This window comes from Chryseobacterium taiwanense (assembly GCF_000813825.1).
Taxonomy (GTDB): Bacteria; Bacteroidota; Bacteroidia; order Flavobacteriales; family Weeksellaceae; genus Chryseobacterium; species Chryseobacterium taiwanense.
Genome location: NZ_JWTA01000016.1, coordinates 36,312 through 57,514 on the forward strand (window position 1 = coordinate 36,312; position 21,203 = coordinate 57,514).

20 protein-coding genes are annotated in these 21,203 nt (G+C 34.9%); 14 read left to right on the top strand and 6 right to left on the bottom strand.

From position 1 onward, the window contains the following. Position 1: 1 nt before the first annotated feature. Positions 2-820, bottom strand: coding sequence for a head GIN domain-containing protein (locus RM51_RS16510; protein ID WP_039372190.1), 819 nt, complete (start codon positions 818-820; stop codon positions 2-4). A gap of 60 nt (positions 821-880) precedes the next feature. Here RM51_RS16510 and RM51_RS16515 point away from each other — a divergent pair, with 60 nt between their 5' ends. Next, positions 881-3,019: a M3 family metallopeptidase gene (locus RM51_RS16515; RefSeq protein WP_039372193.1), complete on the top strand. Its 2,139-nt coding sequence runs from the start codon at positions 881-883 to the stop codon at positions 3,017-3,019. Positions 3,020-3,378: 359 nt separating this feature from the next. Beyond that, positions 3,379-3,756: a YchJ family protein gene (locus RM51_RS16520; RefSeq protein WP_039372194.1), complete on the top strand. Its 378-nt coding sequence runs from the start codon at positions 3,379-3,381 to the stop codon at positions 3,754-3,756. Between the two features lie 180 nt (positions 3,757-3,936). Here RM51_RS16520 and RM51_RS16525 read toward each other — a convergent pair whose 3' ends face one another. The 3 genes from RM51_RS16525 to RM51_RS16535 all read right to left on the bottom strand — a co-directional run bounded on the left by RM51_RS16525 (position 3,937) and on the right by RM51_RS16535 (position 5,644). Continuing rightward, positions 3,937-4,437 (bottom strand): FKBP-type peptidyl-prolyl cis-trans isomerase, encoded by a 501-nt coding sequence (locus RM51_RS16525; protein WP_039372249.1) that lies wholly within the window; start codon positions 4,435-4,437, stop codon positions 3,937-3,939. 103 nt (positions 4,438-4,540) lie between these two features. Continuing rightward, entirely contained in the window at positions 4,541-4,783 is a 243-nt protein-coding gene (locus RM51_RS16530; protein ID WP_039372198.1) for a VF530 family protein, read from the bottom strand. 3 nt (positions 4,784-4,786) lie between these two features. Continuing rightward, positions 4,787-5,644 (bottom strand): hypothetical protein, encoded by an 858-nt coding sequence (locus RM51_RS16535; RefSeq protein WP_052248543.1) that lies wholly within the window; start codon positions 5,642-5,644, stop codon positions 4,787-4,789. A 139-nt stretch (positions 5,645-5,783) separates the two neighbouring features. Here RM51_RS16535 and RM51_RS19545 point away from each other — a divergent pair, with 139 nt between their 5' ends. The 10 genes from RM51_RS19545 (at position 5,784) to RM51_RS16580 (ending at position 15,907) form a co-directional block, all read left to right on the top strand. Continuing rightward, positions 5,784-5,936, top strand: coding sequence for a hypothetical protein (locus tag RM51_RS19545; RefSeq protein WP_165585017.1), 153 nt, complete (start codon positions 5,784-5,786; stop codon positions 5,934-5,936). Then, positions 5,933-7,138: a metallophosphoesterase family protein gene (locus tag RM51_RS16540; RefSeq protein ID WP_039372200.1), complete on the top strand. Its 1,206-nt coding sequence runs from the start codon at positions 5,933-5,935 to the stop codon at positions 7,136-7,138. Before RM51_RS19545 ends, RM51_RS16540 begins: the two co-directional genes overlap by 4 nt. 3 nt (positions 7,139-7,141) lie before the next feature. Next, positions 7,142-10,180 (top strand): AAA family ATPase, encoded by a 3,039-nt coding sequence (locus RM51_RS16545; protein ID WP_039372202.1) that lies wholly within the window; start codon positions 7,142-7,144, stop codon positions 10,178-10,180. 160 nt (positions 10,181-10,340) lie between these two features. Then, entirely contained in the window at positions 10,341-10,787 is a 447-nt protein-coding gene (locus RM51_RS16550) for a PH domain-containing protein (protein ID WP_131667089.1), read from the top strand. Positions 10,788-10,796: 9 nt separating this feature from the next. Then, entirely contained in the window at positions 10,797-11,885 is a 1,089-nt protein-coding gene (locus RM51_RS19190; RefSeq protein WP_131667090.1) for a sensor histidine kinase, read from the top strand. Then, positions 11,882-12,556: a LytR/AlgR family response regulator transcription factor gene (locus RM51_RS16560; protein WP_039372207.1), complete on the top strand. Its 675-nt coding sequence runs from the start codon at positions 11,882-11,884 to the stop codon at positions 12,554-12,556. Before RM51_RS19190 ends, RM51_RS16560 begins: the two co-directional genes overlap by 4 nt. A 173-nt stretch (positions 12,557-12,729) precedes the next feature. Continuing rightward, the gene (locus RM51_RS16565; RefSeq protein WP_228375828.1) at positions 12,730-13,479 is read left to right on the top strand and encodes a dioxygenase family protein; all 750 of its coding nucleotides are present in this window, start codon (positions 12,730-12,732) and stop codon (positions 13,477-13,479) included. A gap of 137 nt (positions 13,480-13,616) precedes the next feature. Next, a complete protein-coding gene (locus RM51_RS19195; RefSeq protein ID WP_052248545.1) occupies positions 13,617-14,261 on the top strand; it encodes a pirin family protein in 645 nt (214 codons plus the stop codon). Between the two features lie 23 nt (positions 14,262-14,284). Next, complete coding sequence (locus RM51_RS16575) at positions 14,285-15,319, top strand: dioxygenase family protein (protein ID WP_165585018.1); 1,035 nt, start codon at positions 14,285-14,287, stop codon at positions 15,317-15,319. A gap of 90 nt (positions 15,320-15,409) precedes the next feature. After that, positions 15,410-15,907, top strand: a complete 498-nt coding sequence (locus RM51_RS16580) for a hypothetical protein (protein WP_131667091.1) — start codon at positions 15,410-15,412, stop codon at positions 15,905-15,907. 76 nt (positions 15,908-15,983) lie between these two features. Here the strand turns inward: RM51_RS16580 and RM51_RS16585 are convergent, their stop codons facing one another. Continuing rightward, positions 15,984-17,009, bottom strand: coding sequence for an LLM class flavin-dependent oxidoreductase (locus RM51_RS16585; protein ID WP_039372211.1), 1,026 nt, complete (start codon positions 17,007-17,009; stop codon positions 15,984-15,986). Between the two features lie 222 nt (positions 17,010-17,231). Next, the gene (locus tag RM51_RS16590; RefSeq protein ID WP_039372213.1) at positions 17,232-19,373 is read right to left on the bottom strand and encodes a S9 family peptidase; all 2,142 of its coding nucleotides are present in this window, start codon (positions 19,371-19,373) and stop codon (positions 17,232-17,234) included. A 374-nt stretch (positions 19,374-19,747) separates the two neighbouring features. On the opposite strand from RM51_RS16590, the gene RM51_RS16595 reads away from it, so the two are divergent. Further along, positions 19,748-20,260, top strand: a complete 513-nt coding sequence (locus tag RM51_RS16595; RefSeq protein ID WP_039372215.1) for a YceI family protein — start codon at positions 19,748-19,750, stop codon at positions 20,258-20,260. Between the two features lie 78 nt (positions 20,261-20,338). Next, complete coding sequence (gene ygiD / locus RM51_RS16600) at positions 20,339-21,166, top strand: 4,5-DOPA-extradiol-dioxygenase (RefSeq protein WP_039372217.1); 828 nt, start codon at positions 20,339-20,341, stop codon at positions 21,164-21,166. The last annotated feature ends 37 nt before the right edge of the window (positions 21,167-21,203 follow it).

The following is a 21,203-nucleotide window of genomic DNA, read 5'->3' on the forward strand; positions in this document are numbered from 1 at the left end:
TTTATTCAATTGTAACACTTCCGCCACTACTCTCTTCTTTCGTTACAGAAGTTACATTACCTCTTTTATACACATTCACGCTTCCTCCTGAAGAAGCTTCTGCTTTAATGGATGAAGTAGCACTTATTTGTACACTTGCACCGCTTGATGCTTCTGCACTTACATTATCAGCTACAAGCTCTTTTGCAGAAACACTACTTCCTGAAGAAGAAGTGACATCAGCTTTTTTGGCTTTTCCTGAAACATCAATACTTGCTCCTGAAGAAGCTTCTATATCCAGATCAACAGCCCATATTTTTCCGTTAAAATTACTGCTGCTGTCTACAGAAATATCAAAGTCATTTGCTTCAAGATTTCCGGAAACGGATGCTGCACTGGAAACTTCAACATGTGTTTTTTCCTGAGTAAATTTATCTTTAACCGTAATACTTGCCGCTGAATTTGCATTCAGTTTTGAAAAATCTTTGGTATAAATTTTTGCAGAAACATTGTGGCTGTTCATTACTCGTATTCCTTTTTTGTAATGAATATGAAGGTTACCTCCATTAATATCTACCAATACCTCATCAATAATATTTTGAGGAGCAGAAATCAACACTTTCTCAACATCTGATTTTATAATCTCAGCATCTATAGCCTGCGAAACTTCAATTTCATCAAAATCGCCTGTTACTTCTTTCTGTTTGATGGGTCCATTATCTTTTGTAATAACTTTTTCTACCCAACCGCTTTTTTCCTGTTCTCCGTTTCTTCGATCATGCTTCTCACATGATGCTAATAACAGAAAGGCCGAAAAAATAAAAATAGTTTGTGATCTCATGTTTGGTTCTTTTATAAATTTTAGTTTTAATATCTTTATACTTTTAATAACAACTAATTTATGAAAAATATTACATCAGTATTATTAATTTCTGCATTAGCATTTAACTACTCTTGTACTACAATGAAAAAAGCCGATAATCAACAGGAAATCTTAATTCCTGCCGAACTGGCATCAAACCCTTTCATGAAGAAAAGCAAACTTCAATATGAGGCTCCTCAGTTTGATAAAATTAAGAATGAACATTTTAAACCAGCTTTTGATTTCGGACTCAAGCAACATGATTCTCAGATTTTAGGCATTGCCGATAATCCTGATGCTCCTACTTTTGAAAATACGATCGTTGCTTTAGAAAAAAGCGGTGAGATTTTAAAAAGAGCGGTCATTGTATTTTCAAACCTTACAAGCGCGAATACCAATCCTACTTTACAGGCTTTAGATGAAGAATATGCTCCGATTTTTGCCGCACATTCGGATAAAATGTATCTCAATGAAAACCTTTATAAAAGAATTAAAGCGATTTCTGAAGATGGATTAGATGCTGAAAGTAAAAAACTATTACAATATTATAAGCAAAACTTCGAAATTGCAGGAGCTAATCTTTCTGCGGCTGATAAAGAAAAATTAAAGCAGATCAATCAGGAATTGGCTTCTCTTTCTACACAATATTCGAATAAATTATTAGAAGCAAGAAAGCAAGGCGGTGTTTTCTTTACCGATGCCAAAGAACTGGACGGACTTTCAGCTGATGAAATCGCAGCAGCGGCAAGTGATGCTAAAAATGCCGGAAAACCGGGACAATATTTATTAGCTTTACAAAATACGACGCAGCAACCTCTTTTGCAAAATCTTAAAAACAGAGCAAGCAGAGAAAAATTATTCAAAGCATCTTGGTTGAGAGCTGAAAAAGGAGATGCAAGTGATACAAGAGAAACTATTGAAAAATTAGCAAATCTAAGACTTAGAAAAGCTCAGATTTTAGGTAAAAAAAGTTTCGCAGAATGGAAGCTACAAGACCAGATGGCAAAAACACCTGAAGCAGCTACTAAATTAATGAACCAAATTGCGACACCTGCGGTAGAAACGGCACGACGTGAAGCAAAAGACATCCAGGATCTGATCGATCAGCAAAAAGGAGGTTTCAAAGTTGAACCTTGGGACTGGAATTTCTATGCTGAACAAGTGAGAAAGGCAAAATTTGATCTTGATGAAAGTGAAATAAAACCTTATTTTGAAATCACAACTGTGTTGGAAAAAGGAGTTTTCTTCGCTGCTGAAAAATTCTACGGATTGACTTTCAAAAAAAGAACAGATCTTCCGGTGTACCATCCTGATGTTGTAACGTACGAAGTCTTCGATCACGACGGAAAATCAATTGCCATCTATTATTTAGATTTCTACACGAGAGATTCTAAAAATGGAGGAGCATGGATGAGCAATTTCGTTGAGCAATCTTACCTTTTAGGAACAAAACCTGTCATTGTAAACTGTTACAACTATCAGAAACCAGCTCCTGGAAAACCTTCATTAATCAGCTATGATGATGTAACCACAATTTTCCACGAATTCGGACACTCTATTCACGGAATGTTTGCAAGCCAGAAATACCCTTCACTTTCAGGAACAAACGTACCAAGGGACTTTGTAGAGTTCCCTTCACAAATTAACGAACACTGGGCTTTAGATCCGGTAGTTTTGAAAAACTATGCGCTTCATTACGAAACCAAACAACCAATTCCACAGGCGTTAGTTGATAAAATTAAAAAAGCGGCAACTTTCAATCAGGGATATATGACAACCGAGTTAGTTTCTGCTGCGGCCTTAGATATGGATTGGCATACAGTAACTAATGAGAGCGAGTTGATCCCTGTTTTAGATTTTGAAAAACAATCGTTAGCAAAACACGGGTTCACTTTGGCAACAGTTCCACCGAGATATCACACCCCTTATTTTGCCCATATCTGGGGTGGTGGTTATTCTGCAGGATATTATGCTTATTTATGGTCAGAAACATTGGATAATGATGCATGGGAATGGATTTCAAAGAACGGTGGACTGACAAGAGAAAACGGAGATCGTTTCAGAAAATATATTCTTTCTGTAGGAAACTCTGTTGATTTGAATCAGGCATTCAGAGATTTTACAGGACATGATCCGGATATCAAACCTTTATTGAGAAACAGAGGGTTTATTAAATAAATTTTTAAAAGCATTCATTTTTTTGGATGCTTTTTTTATTTAAACATTAATGACATGATATATCTTTTCTCCCGCGGATCCCGCTAATTATACAGATTTAACAACATTATATAAAATTAAACCCAAACATCTGCGTCATCTGCAAAATCTGCGGGAGAATATAAAAATCAGAACTTGTTTCTCACAAATGATATTATCTATCTTTTGTCTCGCAGATCTCGCTAATTACGCAGATTTAACAGCATTATATAAAATTAAAACACAAACATCTGCGTTATCTGCAAAATCTGCGGGAGAATATAAAAACCGGAACTTCTGAAAAAATATTCGCGTAAATTTGTGCTTTAAAATCAAAAAAAATGAATTGTCCGTGCTGCTCAGGAAAAACTTACGAAGATTGCTGTCAACCTTATCATACCGGAGAAAAAAATGCTCCAACTGCAGAAGCATTGATGCGTTCCAGGTTTTGCGCATTTGCCATTCCGAATGGAAAATATTTAATGGAAACTACTTCTCCCAGCAAAAGGCAATTTCACAATACCAAAGATTTGCAGGAATGGGGTGAAATCAATGAGTGGACAAAGCTGGAAATCGTAAGCAAACCTTCGATGAATAAAGTAGAGTTTAAAGCTTTTTATACGGATGAAGATGGAAAACAACAGGTTCATCATGAGTTGTCACAGTTCAAAATGATCCAAAACCGTTGGTTTTATGTGAGTGGAGAATTTTTGGATTAAAATAAAAATGGTGATCCATTATAAATCATAACAAAGTTTTTACCCCCTGTCATTTCGACAAAAGGAGAAATCTTATACATTATTAAAAGATTCTTCATTACATTCAGAATGACAGCTACATATCTATCAAAAAAATGTCCGACTGAAAAAGCCGGACATTATATTATAAAAAAGAATCTCTTAGTGAGCTTCGTTTCCGTCAATTCCGTGAGCATGACCGTGAGACAATTCTTCTTCAGTTGCAGGACGTGTATTTAAAATTTCTACCTGGAAGTCCAAAGTCTTCCCTGCCATTGGGTGATTAAGATCAGCCACTACAGCTTCAGGAGTTACTTCTACTACAATTGCTTGGAAATTATTTCCTTGATTGTCAGATAAAGGTAAAATAGCTCCAACTGGTGGAACACCTGCTTCGTTGAACATATCAAGAGGCAATTGCGCAATTGAGTCAGCGTGTCTTTCTCCGTACGCTTCTTCCGGCTGAATTGCAAAAGCTGCTTTATCTCCTGCTTTCAAACCAAGAATATTCTCTTCAAATTTAGGAATCATCATTCCTACACCATACAAAAATGTAAGTGGATTTTCTTCTGTTGTTTCTTCTACAAGAATTTTGCTTCCGTCCTCTTCGATTGTGTGAAGTATGTACTTTACAGCTACAACATGATTGTTTTCGATTGTCATATTTTTTCTTTTTTTCGTGATATCCTCACGATTAATTTTGACAAATATAGTCTTTTTGAAATGATTGATTCTGATAAAATATTCTGAAAAATCCAATCACATTTTAATTCCCTTTATCTCTTTTTTTCTGTCTTAATACAAAGAGATATAAACTCTCCACTTTAGTTCTCGCCCAAGGTGTCTTTCTCAAAAATTTCAACGATGAACTGATACTCGGATTATCTGTAAAACATTTGATATTGATTTGTTCACCCAGTTTTTCAAAGCCATTATAATATTCTACCAGTTCTTCAAGAATAGCATCGAGTCTTTTTCCGTGCAGTGGATCTTTTGATTGTTGTTCCATCTATTATTCTTTTACATTTTCATTTTTCTCTTTTTCCTCTTCTTTACCTTTTTTAATATTCTCATTCATCTTTTTAAAATCTTCCGTTTTCATAATCGCAAGATTATTATTTGAATTCCAAATGCTTGTATATTTTTTAGAAGTAGTAAAATAACTTCCCCATTCTGTAAATTTCTGATACAACATCAATGTACAGATATCTGTAGGAGTAATTGCTAGCCAATTTTCTAAAATATGGGTATGTGCTCCACTAATTGTTTTCCCTACTTTTTCATCATTAATATTTTGAGCGATCAAACTATTATGAAGTTTCTCAACATTCTTCACCTCATTTTTGTTATCAAAAGTAATCAGATAGTCATTTCCAAATACAACAACATTACTTACAGAAGGCCCCGTAAGAACGTACACTTTTTTTACCTTATTCTTAATAAGCGGAACAAGATTAAGGCTTGTATTTTTATACACTTTAAAGATCGTATCGTTCTGAATTCTTTTTAAAGCATTCTGTCGGATCGTAAAATATTCTGTTTCTATTGGAGTAAAATCCCTTTCTTTCAAATCAAGATTGGCATCCTTTGGATTATAATTTGTAGGAAATGAAATGGTCCCGATTACTTTTTGATCTTTTGAGAAAAAAATGCACTTCGGAACATTATTATCGATGTATGAAAAATATCCTCCTATGTTTTCTCTTTTTTCGTAATTAGCAGTAAAAACATCTGTTCCATACCAACTCGCCATTTCACTTCGGTACAAAGCAATTCCTTCATCATTAATTTCTTTCGAAAGTTTTTCCAGATTTTGAGCATTAAATAAAACTCCAAACAAAATAAAAAGTACAGCTAAATTTTTTTTCATAAAATTAGTTTTTTCCAAAAATAGCGAATAACATTTTCAATCGGAAATTTCACTTTGCCTTTTTAGTTTCTTACATTTACCCTATGAAATTGCGGAGGGTATATATTCCATTTTTACCATTCATCCAAAACCAGTTAAAATGAGTAGAAACACAGATGCCAATAGAAAATTGCACAAAAAGAAAATCGACAATAAAAAACGTAAGATACAAAATGCAGAGGCAGAAAGAAAAGCACGTTTAAAACAGATTCGGGAAGACTTTAAAGCAAGAGAAGACGATAATAAAATATGAAAATCCTACACACCGCTGACTGGCATTTGGGGAAACGTCTCGACCGTTTTTCGAGATTGGAAGAACAGGTTCTGATCATGAATGAAATGGTAGAAATTGCTGATGAACACAACGTTGATCTGGTTCTGATCGCCGGAGATTTATTTGATAATTTCAATCCTTCAACCGAAGCTGTTGAGCTTTTTTATAAAACATTAAAAAGACTTTCAAATAATGGGAAACGTCCTGTCATTGCTATTTCCGGAAATCATGATTCACCGAGCTTTATCGACGCACCGGATCCTTTGGCACGGGAATGCGGAATTATCCTGATTGGCTATCCCAAAGCAAAAATTAGTCCTTTTGCCTTGGAAGATTTTAAAATTTCAAAATCAGCAGCAGGATTTCTAGAGTTGGAACTCAAAGGACACTCTTTTCCGGTACGCTTACTTCACACTCCTTATGCGAACGAGATCCTTCTAAAAGAATATTTTGGAGAGAATAAAGAAGCTGAACTGAACAATATATTGGCCAATCACTGGAAGGAAACGGCGGATGAATTTTGTGATGAAAACGGGATCAATCTATTGATGACCCATTTGTACATGAATAAAAAAGGAGCACCTCTTCTTGATGAACCGGAAGGAGAAAAGCCTATAAAAATTGGAAATGCTGATCTTGTTTTTTCGGATATTATTCCTGATCAAATTCAATATACCGCTTTGGGGCATCTTCATGGTTTTAAAAATATCGGAACTGAGGAAAAACCTGTTGTTTATTCATCTTCTCCATTGTGTTACAGTTTCAGTGAAGCAGGACAACAAAAATATGTATCGATCATTCATGCTGAACCTAATCAGCCGGTTTCTTATGAAAAAATTGCTTTAAAAAACGGAAAACCATTGGTAAGAAAAACGTTTCAAAGTGTGGAAACTGCCGTAGAATGGCTGAATGAAAATCAAAATTCACTGGTAGAGCTTACTTTAGAAAGCGAAACGTATTTAAAAGCTGAAGAAAGAAAACTCCTGTATCAGTCTCATAGCGGAATTATCTATCTTATCCCTAAAGTGAAAAATCAGGAAACGGATGAAAACAGTCTTGCAGATATCAATCTCAATCAGGATATCCATACTTTATTCAGGGATTATTTTAAATCTAAAAATGGCGGACAGGATGCTAATGAAGACCTCATCAATTTGTTTAACGAAATTCTTAATCCGTAGAAAATGATTCCTATTCAACTTACTTTAGAAGGCCTTTATTCTTATCAGGAACCTCAGAAAATCGATTTCCGAAACCTTACGGAAGCAGGTCTTTTCGGGATCTTCGGCTCAGTCGGTTCCGGAAAATCTTCAATCCTGGAAGCGATTTCGTTTGCCCTTTATGGTGAAACCGAACGACTAAATGCAAGAGACAAGCGTACCTATAATATGATGAATCTGAAATCAAACAGGTCTTATATCGAGTTTGATTTTATTAATTATGAAAATAAAAAATACCGCGCCACAAGAGAATTCAGACGTAATTCTAAAAATTTTGAAGATGTAAAAACCTCCAATGTGGTATTTTACGAATGGAAAAACGAAAACTGGATTCCATTAGAACATTCCAATTCTGAGGAGCTGATCGGATTAAGTTATGCCAATTTTAAACGTACGATTATTATTCCGCAAGGTCAGTTCAAAGAATTTCTGGAACTCGGAGCTACGGAACGTACGAATATGATGAAGGAAATCTTCAGTCTTCAGCGTTTTGATCTTCAGAATAATGTTTCAACCTTAAATATTAAAAACAGATCGGAGCTCGATCAGCTGGAAGGTCAGCTTAAAGGTTTTGAGGAAGTGAATGAAGAACAGATTTCTGCTCAAAAAGAACTTTTAAAAGTTGAGCAGCAAAGGTTTGAGGACACGCAAAAAATATTCAAAGAAACTGAAGAAAAATATTCAAAACTGAAAAGCCTCAAAGATGAGGTAGAACTTTTACGTCAGAAAAAAACAAATTTTGAACAACTGACTCTACAAAAGGCAAAAATTGACCTTTTAGCTACCCAAACCGAAACTTACGACCGGACTTTCAGAGTGTTTACGCCCTTAATTTCTGAAAAGAATAAGCTTGAAAAAGAAATCTCGGATCAACAGAAAAATAAAGAAGATCATTCCAAAACTTTACAGCAAACTGAAATTCAAGCTGAAAATATCAAACATAAACTGATTGTCATTCAGCCTAAATATGATGCTTTACCCGAATCTAAAGTTCAGGAGAATGATTTGAACTTAATCCTTCAAATGCTGAAATTCTCAGAAGAAATTGAAATATTGAAGGAACGGACTGAAAAAGGTTCGAAGAAAGTAAAAGAAGTTGAGGCCCAGCAAAAATCAATTCAGCAAAAGATTGAGGAACTTTCAAAAAGTACTGAGCTTTTAAAACCAAAAAAACTGGACTCCAATTTACTCTTACAGGTAGGAAACTGGTTCCTAGAAAGAAAAAAGTTGTCTGAAACCCTTCAACTGCAAATTGAAAAAATCAATGTAAAGAAAGCTGAAACTGTAAAAATATCTGAAGAGCTACGACCTTTTAAAATCAATATTGAAACGTTCAAAAATGATTTTAAGATTCAGACAGAAGCTTTAGAGCAGCAGAGAAAAGAACTTTCAGACAAAAGAAATCATCTTGAAGTTCAGCAAAAACTGGCGCATTTTGCCAATGAACTGCATGACGGAGAATCATGCCCGCTTTGTGGGGCTTTAGAGCATCCGAATATTGTAGAATTTGATGATGTGAATTCGGAATTAAACGAAATCCAGAAGCAGATTGGGAACATTGAAATTAAGAAAGAAAACCTCCAAAAGCAGTCTTTAGAAATTGAAAAAATTCTTGACCGAAAGAAGATCTTTGAGGAACAACTGAAATCGGAAGAAGAAAATTTACAACTGATTAAGAATACGCTTGAGGAACACATCAAAAGCTTTAGCTGGAAGGAGTTCGATGCTGAAAATCCGGGTGATTTTGAAGAGAAACGCCAACAGTCTTTTTCGATTGAAAAGCAGATGGATGAACTGAATCAGCAAATTGGTCTGGAACAAAAAAATCTTGATAAGGAAAGGGAAAATCTCGACAATTATAATAAAGCATTAGAGAAATTCAGGCTTGATGAGGCCAAAAAAGGAGAACAGATCAAAACAAATGAAGCAAATCTAAAAGCTTTACTGTGGATTGATTACGAGAAAAAAACAATTTTAGAAGTTGACGAAATTTTCACTCAGCTTTCCCAATCCAACCTTGCAACTGAGCAGAATTATCAGCAGCTTATAAAAGAGGAAAAAGAAATTTCTCCAAAACTCGCTGAACAGAAAACGATAGTTTCCCAACTGGAAAAAAGAATTTCGGAACTGGAGAAAGAAGTTGCTGATAATAAAGATCTAATTGAAAAAGCTTTGTCAGAACAGCAATTCAATACTTTGGATGAGGTTAGTCAAATTCTTATCCAGAAAATTAACGTTCAGGAAACAAGAAATACCATTCAGCAGTTCAGAATTCAATTTGAAACGTTAAAGAACAGTATTCTTGAACTTGAAGCAAAACTGAAAGATTTTTCTTTCAATGAAGAGGAATTTACAGCAGTTGAACAGCAATTCAAATCTTATGAGAATGATTTAAAAACTGCCAATAATTCGGTGGTAAGAATCTCTACGGAAATTGAACGACTGGAAAAAGAATTTAAGAAGAAAGAGAATCTTTTAAAGAATTTAGCACAGCTTCAAAAGCGCGCGGAAAATCTGAAGATCATGACGAATCTCTTTAAAGGAGCCGGTTTTGTGCAGTATGTTTCATCGATTTATCTACGACAATTATGTGACCACGCCAATGTGCGTTTCCATCGAATGACGAGAAATCAACTGAGTCTGCAACTGAATGAAAACAACGATTTTGAAATTATCGATTACCTGAATGAAGGCAGAAGCCGAAGTGTAAAAACGCTTTCGGGAGGACAAGCTTTCCAGGTTTCTCTGAGTCTTGCACTGGCTTTGGCGGAAAGTGTACAGAGTAATGCACAGTCCGAATCCAATTTCTTTTTCATCGACGAAGGATTCGGAACTCAGGACCTGGAATCGGTGAATATTGTCTTTGAAACCTTAATGAATCTTCAGAAGGAAAACAGAGTCGTGGGAATTATCTCTCACGTAGAAGAGCTGAAAGAAAAAATTCCTGTTGCACTGAATATCCGAAAAGATGAGGAACGCGGAAGTTTAATTGAGCTGATGTAAGAGGTTTTCAGAAAGCAGGAAAAATATAATTTAACCACAAAAGGCACAAAAGATTTGTATAATACATTCAAAATTTATCATTAATGTGCCTTTTGTGGTTAATTTTAATATTCCGCTATTTAAACTTCTTTTTTATACATTTGAATTATTAAAATCTACCATGCAAAATTTACCTGTCACTTTAAGACCCGGAAAAGTAAAAAATATCATCCTAGTACTTATAAGCATCGCATTTATGTGTATGGGAATTGCACTGATTGAAAAAAATCTGTGGGTTGCCATTCTGACTATTTTCCTATTCGGCATCAGTTTACTTGTTTTCTCAATTAATCTGATTCCTAATACGTCTTATTTGAAGATTGACGAAAGAGGTCTTGAGATGAAAAACCTTTTCAGAACAACATTCATTCCGTGGCAGGTGATAAGTGACTTTACCACAAAACAGATTTTTCTAAACAAGGTGGTGATGTTCAACATTGATGAAAATTTTTTAAGAATTTCTAAAATGAAGTCCAGACAAGGTGCATTTCCCGATACTTACGGAATGTCTGCAAAAAAATTGGCTACGCTTTTAAACGATTACAAAAACCAATTGGATAACCGTTAATTATTGCCTGTGAAAAAGATTTGGCCACATATCATTCTGATCCCTTTACTGCTAACAATTCCGATAGTTTCTTCACCGGATTTTGACGGGACGTTATCGGTTTTTAAAGTATCTCCGTTTCAGAGAGAGTTTATCCGTTTTGTGCTGGTTATTATCTTTTTTTACCTGAATCTTAATATTTTCCTGCCCAAATTTTACAGCAAAAAAAAGTATCTCCCTTTTACGATCTGTATTTTGCTCTGCTTCGGAATTATGGTTTTTATTCCTAATTATCTAAGCTCCGAAAACATTCTTTCGGGTCAACCTTCCCATATGGAGATGCGACCGCCACAAATGCATCCTCATGATCATTTTCCGCCTCCACCGAGGGAAAGAAAGCCTCCGTTTGAAAATTTTGGACCCAGAAACTATGCATCTTACCGACAGATGATCTTTTCTTCTGTCCTACCCTTTCTTTTCTCTTTTTTATCTTCACTTTTTATTTTTAGAAATATTGAGAAAAAGGAACTTGAGCGTTCTAAAGCCAAAGCAGAACTCCTTAATCTGAAATATCAGCTTCAGCCTCATTTTTTATTTAATATTTTAAACTCTATTTATTCTTTAGCATTATTAAAATCTGATGATGCCCCCAACGGAATTTTAAAGCTTTCGAATGTCATGCGGTATGTTGTTCAGGAAAGCAGTAAAGATTTTGTAGAGCTTGATAAGGAAATTGATTATCTGAAAGATTATATCGCTTTACAGTTGGTGAGAACAGACAGCAGCTTAGACTTTTCTTATACTGAAATTGGGGAGAAAAAAGGATTGCAAATTGCTCCATTTATTTTGGTTAATTTCATTGAAAATGCTTTTAAATATGGCTTTAATGCAGCAGAGAATTCAAAGATATCCTTAAAGATCATCATTCAGGAAGAGATGTTACATTTCCAGGTTTTTAATAATATTGTGAATCAAAATATTACGGATGAAGAGAGCTTAAAAATTGGTTTAAAAAACACAATGGAGCATTTACAGCAAATTTATGCCGAGAAACACTCTCTGCACATGAATAATACGGGAAAAACTTTTGAAGTAGATTTAAAAATTAATTTAGTATGATAAGAGCCATTGCTTTGGACGACGAAATTCTTGCTTTAAAAATCATTGAGAATTATGCCGGAAAAATTGAAAACCTTTCCCTTGAAAAAACGTTCAATATCCAGAGTGATGCCCAAAAATACCTTAACAAATTTCCTGTAGATCTTATCTTTTTAGATATAGAAATGCCTTCTAAAAACGGCATGGATTTTTATAAAAATATTTCTCAAAACACAAAGGTAATCTTCACAACAGCTTATTCTGAATATGCTGTAGATGCGTTCAGTATTAATGCGATAGATTATCTGTTGAAACCTTTTTCTTTTGAAAGATTTAAGGCAGCTGTAGAAAAAGTAAAGATCAATACGGAAACTGATGAGGTAACCTATCTTTCTATTCGTGCTGATTATAAACTCCATAAAATTAATTTCAACGACATTCTTCTGATCGAAGGTTTGGATGATTACATTCAGATTCATTTAACTGATCATTCAAAAATCATCGCTCGCTCTTCTATGAAAAGTATTCTGGAAAAACTTTCTGAAAAGGACTTTGTTCGTGTCCATCGTTCATACATTGTTCCTGTAAACAATATTAAAACCATTGTCAACCGTAATATCCATATCGGAGAATTTATTATTCCTATCGGAGAAACTTATAAAGATACGGTGATGAAAATTCTGAACAAATAAAAAGATTTCATTCTAATTTTTCATTTAAAAATCAAATTTACCGACACATTTACATCGTTTACCTCATAAATTTTCAGAGATCGTTTTTTGAAAATACATTTGATACAAGAAATTCAAGCAGATGAATATTCATCCTGATTGATGTAAAGTATTAACCTTAAAAAACCCGTATTATGAAAACGATGTCAAGAAAAGGATTTTTGAAAAATCTGGGTTTAGCAGGTGTGACAGCAGTTGCAGCCCCTATTTTAATCCACTGTGGAAGTGACGATGATATTTTGGATTCATCTACTACAACTTCGGGATCAAGCTCTAGTTCCGGTTCATCTTCAACAGGATGCTCTGTAACCAATTCTGAAACTGAAGGACCGTTTCCTACAAAATCACCATCAAGCTTAGTTCAAAGCAATATTGTGAGTGACAGGACTGGTGTGGCTTTTACGATTGTAATCACTGTTCAAAATGTAAATGCCAGTTGTGCTAATTTACAAGGTGCGATTGTAGATATTTGGCATTGCGACAAAGACGGAAATTATTCTGAATATGGAGGAACTTCAATGCAGTCTACCAATTATACATCAGTTCATTTTCTGAGAGGAAGACAGACTACGGATGCCAACGGACAAGTGAACTTTACTTCAATTTTTCCGGGTTGGTACAGCGGCAGAGCCACTCATATTCATGTACATGTTTACAATGCTTCAGGACAATCGCTTTTGGTTACTCAAATAGCGTTTCCGGAAGGAACTGACAGTGCCGTTGCCTTGGTTGCAGCAAGTACAGGGTATAAAGGAATGAGCGGTTATACTTATAATTCGAATGATAACGTGTTCAGTGACGGAACCTCCAATGAAATGTCCAGTATTTCAGGAAGCGTAAGCGGAGGTTTTGCTCTGACGCATACCATAAAAGTTTCGGCTTAAAATAAAAAAGAGAGGTTATTAATATTAGTCGTTTCCACAAAAGCACAGGTTCATATGAGTAGAAGCTAAGAGTGAGTGTTAAAATCAAAAGCAATGTATTTATCTGTGCTATGTGGAAATTTTAAAACCTGAAAATTATGTTAGTTCAAAGCCCATCAAGAATATTTAAATCTGATTTTTCAGTTTGGAAAAAAGAGAACTCTTGTGCCGTAAATGAATTCTTTTCCGGTGAAGAATCATTAAAACTGAAAAAAGCTGTAGAAATTGTTTTACCAGAGAATGGAAGTTATGAATTAGCCCATCAAGAAAAAACAAATCTTCTGATCATTGTTCTGTATGGAGAGATTTTAATTAATGATTTTGAAAAACCGATTTCTTCAGAACAAATTTTCACCTTGCAATCGACTGACAATGGTATAGTGACCATTAAAAATAATCTTGCCGAGGAGAAAGCAGATGTTCTGGTTTTGGAATTGAAAAACAGAAATTCTGAAAACTCTTTTGCAATTGAAGATTTAAACTTACACAAAAAAAATATACTGCATCCCATTTCCCAAAATCTAAAGATTCCAAATTTTATAGGTATTTATGACGGAAGAAAAGAACAGAAATATTCTTTACACGGAAAGAACAACTCTATTTTCGGAATGTTGATTAATGGTGCATTTGAATTTCAGAACAGACTTTTGGAAGTACGGGATGCCATTCTTCTTTCGGAAATTGAAACGTTAGAATTTGAAGCGTTGAGTGAAAATGCGCTTTTAATTTTCTTAGAAATTTAGTCTCAAGAAAAAACAAAAATATAATGGACAGAAAAAACTTTTTAAGAAATTCCCTAGGATTGGCAGGTGTTGCCATTGCCGTTCCCAGCCTTCTTCGATCGGAAATCTTTTCAGAAGAACAAGCTGTAACTGACACATTAAAAAATACATTAAGCTGCTCGGTTACGAATTCAGAAACAGAAGGCCCTTTTCCCACTCATACTCCATCGAGTCTTGTACAAAGTAATATTGTAAGCGACAGAACAGGAGTAGCTTTTACCATGAATATTTATATCAAAAATACCAACGGTAACTGTGCGGCGTATCAAGGTGTTTTAGTAGATGTTTGGCATTGCGATAAAGATGGAAATTATTCTGAATACGGAGGAACTTCCATGCAATCGGCAAATTACACGAATTATCATTTCCTTCGTGGCAGACAAACAACTGATGCCAATGGTTTGGTCACTTTTACCAGTATTTTCCCGGGATGGTACCAAAGCAGAGCAACGCATATTCACGTTCATATCTACAAAGCTGACGGAACTTCTCTTTTGGTTACTCAGATTGCATTTCCGGAAGGAACAAGCAGCGCTGTATATGATGTAAATGTGAATGGTACTTCTTACGGATATACCAAAGGAATGACCGGATATACGTATAACAGTACCGACAATGTATTTTCTGACGGAACAAGTAACGAAATGAGCACCGTAACGGGTTCTTTATCGGGAGGCTATACGTTGACTCATACGATATATGTTGCAGGAGCCGTTCTTGGAACACAAGAAACTTCAAATTCCAAAAATTTTCAAGTGAAACAAAATTATCCCAACCCTTTCCGTGAGGAAACTGTCTTTCCAATTATCCTAGATGAGAGATCGACAGTAAGCATAGATTTATTTGATGCAAGTGGAAGAAAGGTTTTCGGAGTGATAGATCATCAACATCTTACTGCCGGAAAACAGGAAATAAAAATGAGCAGAAATCAGCTAAAATCAGGAATGTATGTAGCAAAAATTACTATTGACAATTCAAAAGGAACATTTATAGAGAACCTTAAAGTTCTTGTTCATTAATACTTTTTTAGTATTAGATAATTCATATCATTTTGTTTAAGAGTCAGGGTGGTCATAAAAAACTGCCCTGTTTATTTAAAATTCTAACTCATGAAGGCGAAAATAAAACTGGCATTTCGGATTGTAATCGACCAAAATTCCACCATGATTTGGGACAAGTATATTTTTGAAGATACTTTCTTTGAATATAAAGTTCAGCATCAGGTTTTTGATGATAAAGAAAATCCTGTCAAAAACTATTGGGAGCTTTTGGCAAAAAATCCTCATGCAGAAAGAATTCCGTTTTTACTGAGTGCATCGGCAGCCAATTATATCGCTCAGCTAAATGGTGAAATCAAAAGTCTTCCGGATGTTTTGGGAAATACTTTTTTTCCTATCGAAAGTTTTAAACTCGACCTCATCAGTTCCAACGTTGAAGATTCTTCAAAACATAAAATAGGCATCACCTTTTATACTCCTGAATTACTATTGATCGATATTCTAGACAACAAATATCTTTTAAGTAAGAATACTTCGGGTGAAAATTTTGAAACGTTCATGTTTGCTTTCCATCCACAGGTTGCTATTGCCAACTATTCTACTCTTTAATATTTTTTCATTTTAAATATTATTACTGTTTTTTTTAAAGAAAACCGCCGTTGAAATTTTCAGCGGCGGTCTATTTTTATAAATTCTGAATGACAGGTTTTACTTCATTTCCAAACAATTCGATGGATTTCATCATAATGTCGTGTGAAGGATCTCCCACATCCATATGACCGATAAATCTTGTAATTCCGAAGATCTCTTTCATGTAAGCTATTTTATCCGCTACTTCAGCAGCACTTCCGATAAATAATGCTCCGTCTTTACTTCTTCCTCCATCATACTGCATTTTTGTATAAGGAGCCCAACCTCTGGAAGCACCAATTCTGTCCATTTGAGATTTATAATTATGGAAATATCCATCCACCACTTTTTGATCATCACTCACAAAAGTATGTGAATGAATGGCAATCTGCATTTTATCTACATCATGACCCGCTTTTTTATATTCCTGTTTATAAAATTCAATTAAATTTCTAAACTGAACAGGCATTCCGCCAATAATGGCAACCACTAAAGGCATTCCTAATTGCGCCGCACTCAAAACAGATTGAGGAGTTCCTCCAACTGCTCTCCAGATCGATACTTTTCCATCATTTTTTGCTCTAGGATAAACCGTCTGGTTTTGCATTGGTGCACGTAGCTTTCCTGACCACGAAACGTTTTCTTCAGAATTTATTTTTAAGAGTAATTCTAATTTTTCATCAAAAAGTTCTTCATAGTCATTCAAAGAATACCCATACAATGGAAAAGATTCTATAAAGCTTCCTCTTCCCACAAAAATTTCTGCACGACCGTCAGAAATCAAATCTAAGGTTGAAAAGTCTTCGTATACTTTTACAGGCTCAGATGAACTTAAAACCGTAACACCACTCGCTAATCTTATATTTTTTGTAATACTTGCTGCTGCTGCCAACACAATTTCCGGTGATGAAACCGCGTAATCGGGACGGTGATGTTCTCCCATTGCAAAAACATCTATTCCAACCTCATCCATGAATTTTACCTGATCTAGGATTTCACGAATTTTTACTCCTGCGTCTCTATATTTTCCGGTTGTCTGATCTAGTGAAAGATCTCCAAACATTCCTATTCCTAATTCCATATTGTTGATTTTAGATATACAAAAATAGACTTCTTATCACTCAGATGCATTGATCTTTGATAAGAACGGATATTGATTTTTAAATCTACAAAATACTGTCATTCCGTAGGAATCTAGATTTAGTTTTAAAATGCTTTGCTTAGATTCCTACGAAATGACAAACTTCGGGATTAAGATTCTTCTCAACAAAAAATCCAACCTCATCGGTTGGATTTTAAGTATTTATTTCTTTAAATTCTGATCAAAATAATCTGTAATTTTCTGCATTAGATGTACTCTATCTTTTCCGATTACATTGTGCGGATGTCCCGGATAAGCAAAATAATCTAGCTGAACTCCGTTGTCCACTGCAGCCTTGATGAATTTAATGGAATGTTGCCAAACCACAACATCATCCTGCGCACCGTGAATCATTAATAATTTACCTCTTAAATTCTGAACTTTATCCAAAAGATTTGCTTTTGCATATCCTTGAGGATTCTCTTGTGGAGTATCCATATATCTTTCTCCGTACATGATTTCATACATACTCCAGTCGATTACAGGTCCTCCTGCAACTCCTACTTTGAAAACATCCGGCATACGAAGCATGAAACTTGTGGTCATAAATCCTCCAAAGCTCCATCCGTGGATTCCCATTCTTTGAGAATCTACATAAGGTAGTGATGTTAAATATTCCACTCCCTTCATTTGGTCTTTCATTTCCGTTGTTCCTAAGTTTCTGAATACTGCTTGCTCAAACTTCAATCCTCTGTTGGAAGAACCTCTTCCATCCATCGTGAAAATGATATATCCGTTTTGCGCCATATATTCGTACCAAAGATTTCCAGAAGCTGGGAATGTATTGGTGATCAACTGTAAGTGTGGTCCATTGTACAAATAAACAATTACCGGATATTTTTTAGTCTCATCAAAGTCTGTCGGAAGAATCATCTTTCCATACAAAAGCGTACCATCATCAGCTTTGAAGTTGACACTTTTGATCTCTGGTCTCTGATAATTTTTCAGTGTATTCTCAGCAGTAAGAAGGTTATTTGATTTTAAGGTCGTTGTATTAATAACATTTACAACTCTTGGTGTAGTTGCATTACTGTAAGAGTCATATAAATAATTTCCATCGCTACTCAAAATTCCTGAGTGAACTCCTTCCGCATTATCCATTCTCTGCATTTTGAAATTCGCCCAGTTAATTCTGTATAAATGTTTTTCCAAAGGAGTTTCTTTCGTAGATGTAAAATAAATTTCTTTTTTATCTTCATTAAAACCTAAAATATCAGTTACCAACCAATCTCCTTTTGTAATCTGAGCAACTAATCCTTTTTCTAAACTATAATGGAATAAGTGATTGTATCCTGTTCTCTGACTCTGCCAGATAAAATCTGTATTAGAATTCGGGAAGAATGTCAACGGATGTTGTGGTTCAACATATTTATCGTTTGTTTCTTCAAATAACGTTTTTACTAAATTTCCGGTAGCCGCATCATACTGATTCATTTTCATATGATTCTGACCTCTATTCAATACCCCAACAAAAATATATTTTGAATCAGGACTCCATGTAACAGCTGTTAAATATTGATCTTTTTCACCTTCAATATTTAAGAAAGTTGTTGACTGGGTTTTGATATTATACACACCCAATGTTACCTGATGTGAAGTCTGTCCCGCCATAGGATATTTAATATTGTGATTGACAGCCGGAGTTACAGACCAGTCGATGATTGGATAATCTGCAACCATAGTCTGATCCATTCTGTAGAATGCTACACTTTCTGAATTCGGTGCCGGGAAAATTCCGGTATCAATTCCAAATTCGTTTCTGTGAACATTGGAAGCACCATTCAGAATGTTTTCATTAGCATCATTCGTTACAGCGATTGTTTTCCCATCCTTATTAATAAATAAGTTGTTCTTTACTGTAAATGCAAAAGTTTTATTATCTCCAAAGATTTTGATATTTGAAGCCTCTTTTTCTATGGCAACAGCATTTTTTACTTTCCAGTCACTGCCTGATTTTTCAACCCAAACCATCTGATCATTGGAATTGAAATATCCATTAGAATTGTTAATGAATTTAATCTGAGGAACCGCTTTTAATTTATTGTTCTCCAGATTTTTATTTAACTGAGACAAAGACACCAACGTATCTTGCTTGTTTGTTTTTAAATCTGTGATTAAATATCCGCCTTTCACTGCCTGAATGTATGATTTCCCGTCATTCGACCACGAAAACTGAGAAATATTTTTCACTGCAAGATTGCTTCTTAAGCCATTCACTGCTTCCGCCATCGTAAATTTTTGGGTCTGTGCAAATGCCGAGCTTCCCAAAACCAGCATCAATAAAGAAAACTTATGTAATTTCATTGTAAAAAATTGAATCCACCAAAAATAAGAAATAAAACTCACTCGTTAAAAGACGTTAAAATAAAAGATTATAATACTATAATAACGTAATGAATAGAATTTATTTCTTACCTTAATAGTGAGTTTTACATAAACATGATTGTCCGTCTTTTTGTAATCATTACGTGCTTGTCATTCTTAATGAAATGAAGAATCTGTTGATCATACATTAGATTTCTCCTATCGTTGAAATGACAACGTCGTCAAATGATAAATAATGGATGATGCAGTTAAAAAATAAAAACTTATCTCATTTCTTATCCTAAATCAATGACTTGTGTCTGTCTCTTGATATAAATTTGCATTATAAATAACAAAATAAAAACAGTATTACAATGGCAACAAAATGGAACCTAGACCCAGCGCATAGTGAAATTACTTTCAAAGTAAAACACATGATGATTTCTAATATTAAAGGAAACTTCACAAGCTTCAATGCAGAAATCGAAGCTGACGATGATACTTTCGCTAATGCAAAAACAACTGCAACGATTCAGACAGCGTCTATTTCTACACACAATACAGACAGAGATAATCACTTAAAATCTGCAGAGTTCTTTAATGCTGAAGCAAATCCTACAATCACTTTCGACTCTCAGGCTTTGAACGGAAGCGTTACAGGAAACCTTACCATCAACGGAATTACAAAACCTGTAAGTCTTGACGTAGATTTCAACGGAATCAATGTTGACCCGTGGGGAAATACAAAAGCAGGATTTTCTTTTGAAGGAAAAATCAACAGAAAAGATTTCGGACTGAACTGGAATGCAGCTCTTGAAGCAGGAGGTGTAATGGTAAGTGATGAGGTAAAATTAGCAGGTGAATTACAGTTCGTAAAACAAGCATAATTTTTAACAAATATCTTAAAAGGTTCGGGGATTTTTCTAAAGCCTTGAACCTTTTGTCTTTTTATACAATCAATAAAAATGAACCTAAACGATTTACAAAACATAAGCAAAAACTTTGGTAATACCCAAAGAATGCCTGTTCTTTTTTTAGGACACGGCTCACCGATGAACGCCATTGAAGAAAATCAGTTTGTACAAGGTTTCAGAAAAGCAGCCACTGAAATTCCGAAACCGAATGCAATTTTATGTATTTCTGCACACTGGTTTACACAAGGAACGAAAGTAACTGCGATGGATATGCCAAGAACCATCCATGATTTTGGTGGTTTTCCACAAGCATTATTTGATGTTCAGTATCCTGCTCCCGGAGATCCTGAATTGGCAAAAGAGACCGCAGAATTATTGGCTCCTGTCATGGTAGAAGAAGATCATAATTGGGGATTAGATCATGGAGCATGGTCGGTCATTAAACATATGTATCCTAATGCAGACATTCCCGTGATTCAGATGAGTATTGATTATACCAAACCGTCTCAATATCATTTTGATTTAGCAAAAAGGCTTAACAAACTTCGTGAAAAGGGAATTTTAATTATTGGAAGCGGAAATATTGTTCACAACCTTAGACTGATTGACTGGAGAAATATCAATACAGTCGGAGCTGGTTGGGATTGGGCGATTGAAGCCCGTGAAAAAACCAACAACTGGCTTTTGGACGGAAATTTCCAGAATATCATTGATTATCAAAAGCAGGGAACTTCGTTGCAATATGCCGTTCCAACTCCAGATCATTATTTTCCTTTGATTTATACATTAGGATTGAAAGATAAATCTGAAAATTTAACCTTATTTAATGATGAATTGATTGGAGGTTCTCTCAGCATGACGAGTGTGAGAATTGGATAACAACTTGTCCTCCCCTATTTTTTTATCACTAAAAATT